A 13,040-nucleotide genomic window follows, 5' to 3' on the forward strand; every position below is an offset into this window, starting at 1 on the left:
ATTAATTATAATTTTTGATTGTAAATATCTAGTTGAGATTCTATGTCTTGATTAAAAACATCTGAACCACTTACAATTAGATTAGCTCCAGATTTTAACACTTTATTGACATTAGAAGTTTTCACTCCTCCATCAACTTCCAGTAAAATATCTTTTTTTGATGTTTCTATCATTTTTCTTGCATCTTTTATTTTTGAATATTGACTCTCTATAAAGGATTGTCCTCCAAAGCCTGGATTTACACTCATTACAAGTATTATATCCAAATCATCAATAATATAATCACAACATTCCAATCCTGTGGATGGATTAAGTGCTAATCCACATTTTTTTCCAGCTTTATGAACAGTCTGAATGATCCTATGTGGATGAAAAGTTGCTTCTGGATGAAAAGTAATTATATCAGCTCCGGCATTCAAAATGTCATCTATAATATTTTCTGGTTTGTTAACCATCAAGTGACAATCAAGAATAAAGTCCGGATATTTTTCTCTTATTTGTTTTATAACTGCTGGACCAAAAGAAATATTTGGCACAAAAATTCCGTCCATAACATCCAAATGTAAATATTTTATTCCCTTATTTTTTAGTATATCTAAGTTTTTTTCTAACTCAAAAAAGTTACATGCCAACAAAGACGGACTTAAATTAGCCATTAATACCTCCTAATTTTTTTGTATTCTTCAACTATCTTCAAATAATTATCATATCTACTCTGGGATATTTCTCCAATTTCAACAAGTCTTTTTATTTCACATTTTGGTTCATTAATGTGATCGCAATTATTGAACTTACATCTTAAACTATTTTTTCTAAATTCTACAAAATTATTTTTAATTTCTGATTTGTCATTTAAAAAAGACAAATCAAAAGAACTAAAACCCGGTGTGTCTAAAACGTAAGTATTGTCATCTACCATTTTAATTTCAATGTGTCTTGTCGTTTGCTTTCCTCTCTGAGTTTTATCACTTATTTTACCAGAAATAAAATCCTCACTTGGAAATAATTTTTTTAAAGTACTGGATTTCCCCGCCCCGCTGGGACCAATAACACAATTGATATGATTTCTGAATTCATTTAATAATTCTTCATTAGTGATTGAAGATTCATTTGAGTTGAATATTACTTTATAGCCGACATTTCTGTATATATCAGCATAAATTTTTTTCTCATCTTCAGATACCAAATCAGACTTATTAAATACAATGACGCAATCAATGCTGTTTTTCTCAATCATTAATAGATATTTGTCTAGTAACATTAGATTAATATTAGGTGACTTAATGCTACTTAGAACAAAACATTTATCTATATTACTCACTTCAGGTCGGTGCAAAAGCACAGATCTTGGATGTATTTTTAAAATAAATCCAAGACCATTTTCTACGTTTATATCTACTTTATCGCCTACAACTGGAGTTATTTTCTTATTTCTAAAATTTCCTTTCGCTTTTGAAGGATACACTTCGTTTCCAACTCTTACGTAGAATAATTCCCTTTGAATTTTCGTAATAACACCTGTTTTATCCGACATTAACTAATTCTCCATTAATATAGACTTTAATATCATTATTAGGTTTTACTTTTACTTTAATTCTGATATCTCCTTCAGAAGCATCATGATTTTCTTCGAATATTATATTATTTTCAGTTTCATCTTTAATAGTTACTGTGTAAATTCCTTTTTCTACAGGTTGACTTATTCTGTATACTTTATCAATCATTTCAGGTTCTTTTTTACCTTTACTGATTATAACATCAATTGAACTATCTTTTTTTAGTTTCTTTCCAGCATCATATTGTTGCCATATAACTTGATTTGTATCATATGAATTGCTAAATTTCTTTTCAATATTTCCTATATTTAGTCCGATTGATTTTAATTTATTACTAGCTTGACTTATATCAGCTCCTAATAAATCAACCATCTCTACAAGTTCTTCTTTTTTACCTAAAGAAATTACAACATCAACTTTAGAGTCTTTACTTATGCTAGTTCCTGCATCTGGATGTTGTTGCATAATTTTTCCAGCTTCAAAATTATCGCTGTTTTCTTTAGTTATTTCACCAATTTCTAAGCCTAATTTATTTAGTTGAATTTTAGCATTTTCAATAGTCATATTGGATAAATTAGGTACAGACACCTGTTCCTCTCCTTTGCTTACAACTAATTTTATAATAGTTCCTTTTTTCACTTCTGTACTGGATTCAGGATCTTGTTCTAATACTTTTCCTGGTTCAACATTACTTTCAGTCTTATATTCTGAAACAACAGCAATTAAATTATTAGCCTTAGCTTTATTTAAAGCTTCGGTTTCCGTTAAACCAGTTAATGCAGGAACTAAAACTAGGTCTTGCTTATTCTTGTTTATATATTTCTTGCCAAATATAATTGCAACAAATACCAAAGCTGCTAAAACTATAGGCAATAGAATCCACATAAATTTTTTAGATTTATTTTTATTATCTTTTGTAGAAGATTGTTTAGGCGTTTTATAAACTGCTTCCTTTATTTCAGGTTGTTCATCATTTTCCTTAATTATTGGGTTTTTAGTAGTTTTTTGATATAAATCAGAAGAATAGTTTTGATAATTTCTCAACATTTCTTTCAATTCTGTAGCTGATTTAAATCTATCATTGGGATCTTTTGCCATCGCTTTAACTATTATATCATTAAGACCTTGTGGTAAATCATGACGAAGATTTATAGGCGGCACCAATGGATCTTGAATATGTTTCAATGCAATTCCAACAGCATTTGGTGCATCAAACGGTACTTCTCCTGTAGCCATTTGATACAATACAACACCTAATGAATATATATCACTTTTCTCATCGATAAATTTACCCTTTGCTTGTTCTGGTGAAATATAGTGAACAGTTCCCAATACAGTTGAAGTATATGTCAATGTCGCAGACGAAGAAATTCTTGCAATGCCAAAATCTGTCGCTTTTAAATTGTTAGACTTATCAATTAACATATTATGTGGTTTAATGTCTCTGTGAATAATTCCATTTTTATGAGCACATTCTAAAGCACTTGCTATTTGAACACCATAATTCACAATATCTTCGATCGGCAGAATTTGTTTTTCATCTATTATATCTTTTAAAGTCTTACCATCTACATATTCCATTACAATGTAATTATATTTACGACCATCAACATACGAACTTCCAACATCGAACACACTTACTATATTAGCGTGCGTCAAAGATGCAGCAGATTGTGCTTCCATTGCAAATTTTCTCAGAAAATCTTGGTCTTCCATATATTCATTTTTTAATACTTTCACAGCGACATATCGGTTTAAAACAGTGTCCAAAGCTTTGTACACTTTAGCCATACCACCAACGCCTACTTCTTCTATTATCTCGTATCTATCGCCTAAAACTTTACCTATCATAATTTTCCCCTTCATATAAATAAAGCGTAATAGTTATATTATCAATACCTTCGATATCATTTGCTTCATCAATCAGATTTTGAGTTATTTTATCCAAATCTGTTTCTTTTTTAATAATATCAACAATATCCTCATTTTCTAATTGTGAAGTCAAACCATCTGTGCACATTAATATCAAATCATCTTTAATAAGTTTAATATTAAAAATGTCTATATCTACAGTATCTTGAATTCCTAAAGATCTTGTAATAACATTTTTTTGTGCAAAATCTAAGGCTTCTTCTTCAGTTATAGTTCCAGATGATAATAAATCATTCACAAGAGAATGATCTACGGTAATTTGCTTTAATTCTCCATCCCTGTATAAGTACATTCTACTGTCTCCAACATTTGCGACAATAGCATTATCATCATAAACTAAACAAGCAACTATCGTTGTGCCCATATTTCGATGTTCAGAATTATTTTCACTATCTTTGTAAACTTCCTCATTTGCTAAAGTAATCGCTTTTATCAGTGTATTCTCGTAATCTTTTTTATTTTCATTTTCTTTTACGTAGTTTACAACAGTTTCGACAGCTTTCTTGCTTGCAACTTCACCAGCTTTATGTCCACCCATTCCGTCGCACACAACAAGTAAGCTAAAATCATCTGTAATATAATTCATATGATAATCTTCATTAAGCTTTCTTACCAATCCGATATCTGTGCTTGAAGCATATTTCATTTCACACCTCTTTTAGTCATATTGTTAATTCTTAATTGTCCACAGGCTCCTTCAATATCAATGCCTTGTTTTCTTCTTATTGTAGTATTAACATTGTTTTTATTCATGTAATTCATAAATTCCATCATCTTGTTTCTATCTGGAGATTTTTGATTAAATTCTTCAATAGGATTTAATGTTATCAAGTTCAAAAGACAATTTCTATTTTTTAATAAATCGACAAGCTTGTCCATATATTTTTTTGAATCATTTACATTTTCAATTACAGTATATTCGAATCCAATTCGCCTTTTGGTTTTATCAAAATAATAGTCGCAAGCATCTAGAATTTCTTCAATTGAGTATTTGTTTCCAATAGGCATTAGCTGATTTCTCTCATTATCAAATGGATTATGAAGTGAAATAGTTATGTTTATACCTATATTTTCATCTGCAAGTTTAATTATTTTATCTACTAATCCACATGTAGATAATGTTATATTTCGAATAGACATATCTTGTCCTTCTTTGTCTGTAATCAAATCGATAAACCTTATAACATTATCGTAATTATCTAATGGTTCCCCTATGCCCATTAAAACCATATTATTGATTCGTATACCCAAATCATTTTCTACCAAATATATCTGAGCACACATCTCATAAGGTTGTAAATTTCTTATGAAACTTTTCTTTGTCGATGCACAAAATTTGCATCCCATTTTACAACCAATTTGTGTTGATAAGCATATTGAAGTGTGAGTTTTATATTCTATAAACACCGTTTCTACGATATTACCATCACTCAACTCTATAAGATATTTTTTCGTGTTGTCTAATTTTGAATCAATCCTTTTGATAATAGAACAATTTTTGATATCATTGTAATCGTCTAGTTTTTCTCTTAAATCATTTGAAAAATTAGTCATTTTATCAGGATTGAATATTCTATTTTTATGAATAGCTTGAAAATACTGCAATGCTCTGAAAGATTTTTCTCCATTATTCACAAAAAATTCTTTCAGTTCATCGACAGTCATATTTTCCAAGACAATTTTATTTTGCATATTATTCACCAATCTAAATTATATCAAAAATCTCAAGTTTTGTAATCTATTAGTCTTTTACAAACTTTGAAATGAAAAAGCCCTGCGTTCCTTTTTGGAATGGCATAAGTTTTATAAATTCATTTTTATCTCCATAAAAATCAATATCTTCTCTTTTTAAGTTTAATTTGTTTTCAATATAATCCACATTTTCTTCGTTCTCTTCTTTTAAAAGAGAGCATGTAGAATATACTAAGATGCCGCCTTTTTTTAAATATTTTTCACAATTTTCAAGAATTCTTCTTTGGATTCCAACTAAATCTTCTACATCTTTTTTCGTTCTGAATAACTTTATCTCTGGATTTTTATTGATAACACCAGTTGCAGAGCACGGTGCATCCACAAGAATTCTATCAAATTTATTTATCAAATCTTCTTGTAAAATAGTTGCATCAAAATTCATATATTGAACATTTTCAACTCCACATTTATTCACATTCTCTTTTATTCTATATATTTTATTCTCGTTAATATCATTACAATAAATAATCGATTGATTATTTGTTATTTCTTGAATGTTGCATGATTTTGACCCAGGAGCTGCACAAATATCAAGAACTATGGAGTTCTCCACTGGCTCTAAAACCTCTGCGCACAAACTACAAGAACCATCTTGGATAATAAATTTACCTTCTTTAAATTCGTTCGTATCTATTATCGATTCAGGATTTCTTACGATAAAACTATCTTTTAAAAAAGGATGTTCTTCTAATACGAATCCCTGATTTTCTAAATTTATTTTTAAATTATTCTCCTTTATTTTATTTTGTTTAATTACAAAATCAGATTTGTAAAAGAAAGATTTGAGAAGTTTTTTTACAGTTTTTTTAGAATAAGATTTGTTCAACATCTTAAGTAATTCTTTGTTTATGGAGAATTTAATTTCATCTCCTAAATCTTCCTCATCCAAATTAATCCTGCAAACCTCCCTTAGAACAGCATTAACATAATCTTTATAATGTGTTAAGTTGTTAGCCAATTCTACTGCTTCGTCAACTACAGCATAATCAGCTGTTTTCATAAATAGTATTTCTGTAGTTGCCATTCGCAAGATTTCCAGAACAATTTTATCAAGCTTATTTAATTCCAAATCGCTGCACTTAGATATTACATAATCTATGAAAAATCTATTTTCTATTTCTGTAAATACACACCTTTTAATGTACGCGATATCTCTCTTGTCCAAATCACCATAATCATAAGTCTTTAATAATTCAGAAGAGTATCCTGATTTATTATTAATTGAATTGGTAATATTAATTATTTCGTTTCTAATATTCATAATCTCTCATTTCTTTTAATTATTTTAATTACATAATATATTTTACACTAAAACAGCAAAAATAAAAAAATTGAACCTAAAAGGATTAACCTTAGGTTCAATCTACATTAATTTTTAATCTCTATCTCTTGATATCAGTACTAATCTTACCAATTGTAAAAGTGAAACCAAAGCACTTGCAATATAAGTTAATGCAGCTGCTTTTAAAACTTGTTTCGCAGGTTCTATTTCATCATCAGTCAATAGTCCATTTGATAAAGCTCGTATAGCTCTACTACTAGCATCAAACTCAACAGGTAATGTAACTAATTGGAACAAAACAGTCGCTGAGAATAAAATAATTCCAAATTCTACTAATGGTCTCATACTAAACATAAATCCAAGTAAAATTAAAATCCATACTGATTTCGATGCGAAATTCACAACAGGAAACAAAGATTCTCTAAATCTCAAGAAACCATAATTTTCCTTGTCTTGAATCGCATGACCTACTTCGTGACTTGCTACAGAAACTGCAGAAATCGACTGACTATTATACACTGCATCTGATAAAGCCAAAACTTTTTTTGATGAATCATAGTAATCAGTCAAGCTTCCTTGAACATTTACTATTTCTATATCAGACAAACCTTCGTAATCAAGCAAAACTCTTGCCATTTCTTTTCCAGTCAATCCTTTTGAATTTGTAATTTTCTTATACTTATCAAAAGTATGAGTGACTTTGATTTGTGAGTAAAATGCTAATATCAAAGCCGGAATCAAAAGTAGCATAGTTCTATCATAATAAAAATTAAACAATGATTCCTCCTACAAAATTATTCCCTCTTCAAATGAATTTCCATTCAAATATTCGCTAACGTTAAGAGGTTTTTTATTTGGAAGTTGTAATCTTGTGATAACTATAAATCCATCTTCACAAGCAACTTTAATCCCATTCTTATCTACTTTTACAACTTCTCCATTCTTATTATCATTATATTGTTCTATTATGTTGATATTGTGAACTTTTACAGTTTTATCGTTTAATTTAAAAAACAAACCTGGCCAAGGAGTCAATCCTCTAAATTTATTGTAAATTACATCTGCTTTTTCATTAAAATTAATTTCACCCATAGATTTTTGAATTTTGCCTACTGTAGATGCTTCATTTTCATTTTGTTTTTCTCTTGAATCGAAATATTTTTTATAATCATTGATAACTTTATCTATTAAGTCAGCACCCATTATCATTAATTTATCGTGCAATTCTTCAAGCATAATTTCTTTGTTAAGCTTAATTTTATCTACAGCTAAAACATCCCCAGTATCAAGTCCTTGTTCAACTAACATTATACTTACACCGGATTCTTTATCGCCATTTATTAGAGAGTAATTTATCGGAGAAGCTCCTCTGTATTTGGGCAAAATTGATGCGTGAACATTTAAAATCTTGTTTTTAAACCTATCCAGTATTCTTTTTTTGATTAATTGACCATAAGCTACCACCACAATAAAATCAGGATTAAGTCTATCTAATAGATTAAAAACTTCATCGTCATTTATATTTTGTGGAGTAATAACCTCTATTCCCAAATCCATAGCTCTTTTTTTAACTGCCGTAGGTGAAAACTTATTTCTATTTCGTTTTTTATCTTGTTGTGATATCACTAATTGAATTTCGTTATTTGGGTTATCATATAATCTTTGCAAACTCTCAACTGCAAAATCTGGAGATCCCGCAAATACAATTTTATTTTTCATTATTTAATCTCTCAATCTCTTCATCAGAAAGATTCAATACTTTATCAGTGTACAATACGCCATCTAAATGATCTAATTCATGACAAAAACAATGTGCTTTGTAATCAGTGCCTGTTTTCCTTTGAACGTTTCCGTCCAAGTCTGTGTATTCTACAGTAACAATCTTAGGTCTTTCAACATATCCATTTTTACCAGGAACTGACAAACAACCTTCAACATTAATTTGCTTTTCATCTGATCTTTCTACGATTCTAGGATTTATTAGAACCATTTTACCGTCTTCATCTTGCATGTCTATTACTACTATTCGCTTAAGCATTCCTACTTGTACACAAGCCAATCCTATTCCTTTATTTTCATACATTGTTTCAAACATATCATCTACGATTTGTTTGATTCTATCATCTATTTTTTCAACCTCTCTTGATTTTTTTCTCAAGATTGGATCATTTTCTAATCTTATTTGTCTTAATGCCATTTTATCTCCTAAAAATAACTTTGAGGATCTAATGTTATTTTAAGCGTTATTCCCTCTAAGTTAATATTGTATTCATTGTTTATTAAAACTTTTTTTATTATTTCTATTATTTTATCCTCTCCATTAGGGAATTTATAGTACAAATCAAACCTGTACATATTATTAATTCTCTCTATTGGAGAAGGATGAGGCCCATTTATTAATGTTGTAGATAGTTTGTATCTTCTGATAAGGGCAGCAACGTAATTTGAAACTTCATTGATTTTTTTCATAGCAACATTTCTGTTTTTACTGGAAATATTGATATTTAATATTCTGAAAAAAGGAGGATAATTAAATGATTTTCTTAGCTTTATCTCCTTTTCATAAAACATCTTATAATCATGAAGTGCCGCCGATGTTATAGCAAAATTATCAGGCTTATATGTTTGAATAATCACATCTCCTTCATATTCTGCTCTTCCTGCTCTTCCAGCTACTTGAGTTATCAATTGAAAAGTTTTTTCATTAGATTTGTAATCTCCTAAGTTTAAACTAATATCTGCAGCCATTACTCCGACTAATGTAACATTTGGAAAATCAAATCCTTTCGACAACATTTGCGTCCCGATTAATATATCTATTTCTTGATTATTCATCATATCATAGATTTTTTTGTAATCTTTTTTTGTGTTCGTAGTGTCTCTATCCATTCGTGCAATTCGTGCATTTGGAAAAAGCTCTCTAGTTTCTTCTTCTAATTTTTGAGTACCCGCTCCAAACTCTTTTATAAATTTCGAGCCACAGTTTGGGCATACTTTCGGCTTTAGAGCTGTTCTTCCACACATGTGACAAATCAACCTATTTTTTGTTTTATGATATGTCATGGAAACATCGCAGCTATCACATTTTAGTACATATCCACATCTTCTGCACGAAATAAAAGAAGTGTGCCCTCTCTTGTTTAAAAACAAAATAGTTTGTTTTTTGTTGTTTAAATTATTTTGAATTTTATTGAGTAGAACTTTACTGAACATTCTCATGTTTCCAGTTTCAAGTTCTTTTCTCATATCTACAATCGTGCATTCAACAGGGTTTGTATCATTAGCTCTTTTATTCATTTGAATAAGATTGTACTCACCTTTTAAAGCTTTGCTGTATTCTTCAACTCCAGGAGTTGCTGAACCCAATAAAAGCTTTGCACCATTATATTCTGCTCTAAATCTGGAAATATCAATAGCGTTGTATTTAGGATTTTTTTCACTTACATAACTTGTTTCGTGCTCTTCATCTATTATTATCAATCCTAAATTTTTAAACGGAGAAAATACAGCACTTCTAGCTCCAACTACTATTTTATATTCTCCATTATACATTTTTCGAAATTGTTCGAATTTTTCGTTAACATTTAGCTTAGAGTGAATTATCGCAACTTTTCCTGGAAACCTACCCTCAAACCTTTCAATAGTCTGCGGAGTCAATGATATTTCTGGAACCAGAACTATGCTATCTTTACCTTCATTTAACATTTTTTCAACCAAATGCAAATACACTTCAGTTTTACCACTACCCGTTACACCATGTAACAAATTAAATTGATTTTCTAAAATCGAATTATAGGCTTTTTCTTGCTGTGAATTTAGTTTTATTTTTTGATAAGTTCTAGTATCGTCGACGACAACTCTGTCAACTTCTTTGAAGTAAATTTCAACAATTTTCTTATCTTCAAGTGCTTTTACTACACTTGAAGTCGTATTAGTTTTCGCTAAAAGCTCACTATAAAGTATGTTCTTTTTAGTTTTTAGCATATCAACTATTTTTTGTTGAGCATTTGCTCTTTTTGAAATAACTGGATTATCATCTATAAGTTTGACGTATTTCAATAGCTTTGGTGTGATTTGTTGATCATATACTAAATCCATTTTCAAAAAATCAGATTTTACATATTCCATTAGCTTTTTATGGCTAATGTCTGAAATTTCTTTAATTTCTGAATATTCTTTCTTGGTTTTAAGAATATTGTACAAATCTTCATCTACATTCAGTAGTTTATCATTTGCAGTGAAATATTCTTTTAATTCTTCAAAGTTTCCAGGCGGCAAAATAGTTTGAAAAGCAGAGCTAAAATCGCTTAAATATTTATCAACCATGAAAAAAGCAATATCGATGGATTCTTGTGTTACAATAGGATTCAAGTCTACTACTGATATTATTTCTTTGTAATCAATATCTTTTCTAGGGTTATCATTAATTCTAACCACTAACGCTAATTTATTAATATTTGATTTGCCAAAAGGGACTATAACTCTCATTCCAACTTCGACATCTTCACTTGAATAATATGAGTATAGCCTGTTAGTCATCTTCGATTTGTTTCTAAAAATAACATCAATATACATGTTTACCTACTTTATCAAATCCAATATCTTATCTGCGATATTTAACTTTGTGTCCTTATCAATTTCTAATATATTATCTTTGCTGATTATAGTTACCTTATTATATTCTGAATTAAATCCAATGTCTTTTTTTGATACATCGTTTAATACTATAAAATCTAGATTTTTTTTATCTAACTTTTTCTTAGCATTTTCTAATAAATTATTTGTTTCTGCGGCAAATCCAATAAAGATTTGATTATCTTTTTTATTTAATGATTTTAAAATATCTGGGTTTTCTTCTAATTCTAAAGAATTAATGCCATCTTGTTTTTTTATTTTTAAATCTTTTCTGTTCTTTACTTTAAAATCACTTACAGCTGCCGCCATAATTAAACAGTCAAAGTCGTCAATATAACTTTCAATTTTTTCTTTCATTTCAATTGCAGACTCCACTTTTATGTTTTCAATACCATATGGATTTTCTGCTGTTGTTTTTCCAGAAATAATTGTTACATCGGCTCCTCTCATACAAGCTTTCTTAGCAATCGAATATCCCATTTTACCACTGGAATCATTCGTTATATATCGTACAGGATCAATTCTTTCAACTGTTGCTCCTGCAGTAATCAAAATTTTCTTACCTTGTAAATCTTTTTCGCAAAAGTATTTTTCAACTTCTTCAACAATTTCCCAAGGTTCTTTTAATCTTCCGTTTCCTTCTGTATTACAAGCAAGCATTCCACTATTTGAATCTACAATTAAGTGTTTTTTTTGTTTCAAATCTTCTATGTTTTTTTGTGTCGCAGGATTATTCAACATATTGGTATTCATACTTACACAAAACATTATTGGCTTGGTATATGCTAGCGCGGTAGATGATAACAAATCGTCCGCGATACCATAATTTATTTTAGCCATCGTATTTGCACTAGCAGGTGCAATCAAAAACAAATCTGCCCATTTTGCAAGCTCTATATGTTCAACAACCTTGTGTGAATTATTATGAAACATTTTGTTTTTTACATCGCATTTGCCAATTGTTTCAAAAGTCATTGGACTTACAAATTCACAAGCTGAATCAGTCATAATTATTTTGATATTATAGTCAAGTTTTTTTAGTCTACTTACAACATCTACAACCTTGTAAATAGCAATTCCTCCAGTAACACCTAAAAGAATATTTTTATTCATTTGATTTGTTTTCCCAAACCTTTTTTTCCATAACTTCTTCTAAAGCTGTAGTAACTGGTTGAGCTTTTGCTTTCTTTAGTTTTGTGTCTTTGCCATCTATTAACATTCTTGCTCTTTTGCTTACCATTACACAAAGTGCATATCTACTATTGTTTATTTCTGATAATTTTTTAAATGATGGATTAATCATATTTTTCTCCTTTTACAACTCTAAATTTTTCTGCATCAATTATAGTTTCAATATTTTTTACAGTTTCATCGACATCTTCATTGATAACTGCATAATCATATTCATCAATAAAACTCAATTCTTTCTTGGCGTTTTGCATTCTAATATTAATTGTTTCTTCGTCTTCTGTATTTCTTCCTTCAATTCTCCTCCTAAGTTCAATCAAATCTGGTGGAAGAATGAATACAAAAACAGCTTCTGGATAGTTTTCTTTTACTTTTAATGCTCCTTGAACATCAATTTCTAGAATAACTATTTCTCCTTTATTTATTTGATCAAAAACAAATGATTTTGGAGTTCCATAATAATTATTATGCACATTAGCATATTCAATGAAATCTCCTTGCTCTATTTTCTTCTTAAACTCATCTAAACTCAAAAAATAATAATTTTCTCCGTCTACTTCATAAGGTCTCTTCTTCCTTGTTGTAGCAGATACAGAATATACAATATCATTTTTTTGTGATATTAATTTTTCACAAACAGTTCCTTTTCCAACTCCCGATGGACCAGAAACAACTAATAAAAATCCGTCTCTCAT

General features: G+C 29.2%; 13 protein-coding genes. All 13 read right to left on the bottom strand.

From position 1 onward, the window contains the following. Positions 1 to 5 precede the first annotated feature (5 nt). Entirely contained in the window at positions 6 to 656 is a 651-nt protein-coding gene (rpe, locus tag GKG01_RS01435; protein ID WP_154271147.1) for a ribulose-phosphate 3-epimerase, read from the bottom strand. Further along, the gene (gene rsgA, locus GKG01_RS01440; RefSeq protein ID WP_154271148.1) at positions 656 to 1,534 is read right to left on the bottom strand and encodes a ribosome small subunit-dependent GTPase A; all 879 of its coding nucleotides are present in this window, start codon (positions 1,532 to 1,534) and stop codon (positions 656 to 658) included. Before rsgA ends, rpe begins: the two co-directional genes overlap by 1 nt. Further along, the gene (gene pknB, locus GKG01_RS01445; RefSeq protein ID WP_154271149.1) at positions 1,524 to 3,407 is read right to left on the bottom strand and encodes a Stk1 family PASTA domain-containing Ser/Thr kinase; all 1,884 of its coding nucleotides are present in this window, start codon (positions 3,405 to 3,407) and stop codon (positions 1,524 to 1,526) included. The genes rsgA and pknB overlap by 11 nt, the downstream gene beginning before the upstream one ends. Beyond that, positions 3,397 to 4,134 (bottom strand): Stp1/IreP family PP2C-type Ser/Thr phosphatase, encoded by a 738-nt coding sequence (locus GKG01_RS01450; RefSeq protein ID WP_154271150.1) that lies wholly within the window; start codon positions 4,132 to 4,134, stop codon positions 3,397 to 3,399. Before GKG01_RS01450 ends, pknB begins: the two co-directional genes overlap by 11 nt. Next, a complete protein-coding gene (gene rlmN / locus GKG01_RS01455) occupies positions 4,131 to 5,180 on the bottom strand; it encodes a 23S rRNA (adenine(2503)-C(2))-methyltransferase RlmN (protein ID WP_154271151.1) in 1,050 nt (349 codons plus the stop codon). Before rlmN ends, GKG01_RS01450 begins: the two co-directional genes overlap by 4 nt. Before the next feature lie 49 nt (positions 5,181 to 5,229). Then, positions 5,230 to 6,501, bottom strand: coding sequence for a 16S rRNA (cytosine(967)-C(5))-methyltransferase RsmB (gene rsmB, locus GKG01_RS01460; protein ID WP_154271152.1), 1,272 nt, complete (start codon positions 6,499 to 6,501; stop codon positions 5,230 to 5,232). Between the two features lie 114 nt (positions 6,502 to 6,615). Next, positions 6,616 to 7,299, bottom strand: a complete 684-nt coding sequence (locus GKG01_RS01465; RefSeq protein ID WP_154271153.1) for a zinc metallopeptidase — start codon at positions 7,297 to 7,299, stop codon at positions 6,616 to 6,618. A 9-nt stretch (positions 7,300 to 7,308) separates the two neighbouring features. Then, a complete protein-coding gene (gene fmt / locus GKG01_RS01470; protein ID WP_154271154.1) occupies positions 7,309 to 8,241 on the bottom strand; it encodes a methionyl-tRNA formyltransferase in 933 nt (310 codons plus the stop codon). Next, entirely contained in the window at positions 8,231 to 8,719 is a 489-nt protein-coding gene (gene def, locus GKG01_RS01475; protein WP_154271155.1) for a peptide deformylase, read from the bottom strand. The genes fmt and def overlap by 11 nt, the downstream gene beginning before the upstream one ends. A gap of 8 nt (positions 8,720 to 8,727) precedes the next feature. Continuing rightward, positions 8,728 to 11,097, bottom strand: a complete 2,370-nt coding sequence (gene priA, locus GKG01_RS01480; protein ID WP_094207060.1) for a primosomal protein N' — start codon at positions 11,095 to 11,097, stop codon at positions 8,728 to 8,730. 6 nt (positions 11,098 to 11,103) lie between these two features. Beyond that, complete coding sequence (gene coaBC, locus GKG01_RS01485) at positions 11,104 to 12,270, bottom strand: bifunctional phosphopantothenoylcysteine decarboxylase/phosphopantothenate--cysteine ligase CoaBC (protein ID WP_154271156.1); 1,167 nt, start codon at positions 12,268 to 12,270, stop codon at positions 11,104 to 11,106. Then, positions 12,263 to 12,460: a DNA-directed RNA polymerase subunit omega gene (rpoZ, locus tag GKG01_RS01490; RefSeq protein ID WP_094203559.1), complete on the bottom strand. Its 198-nt coding sequence runs from the start codon at positions 12,458 to 12,460 to the stop codon at positions 12,263 to 12,265. Before rpoZ ends, coaBC begins: the two co-directional genes overlap by 8 nt. Continuing rightward, on the bottom strand, positions 12,453 to 13,040 hold the full coding sequence (gene gmk / locus GKG01_RS01495; RefSeq protein WP_094207058.1) for a guanylate kinase: 588 nt from the start codon (positions 13,038 to 13,040) through the stop codon (positions 12,453 to 12,455). The genes rpoZ and gmk overlap by 8 nt, the downstream gene beginning before the upstream one ends.

Origin of the sequence: Finegoldia sp. BIOML-A4, assembly GCF_009679635.1 — a bacterium.
Taxonomy (GTDB): Bacteria; Bacillota; Clostridia; order Tissierellales; family Peptoniphilaceae; genus Finegoldia; species Finegoldia magna.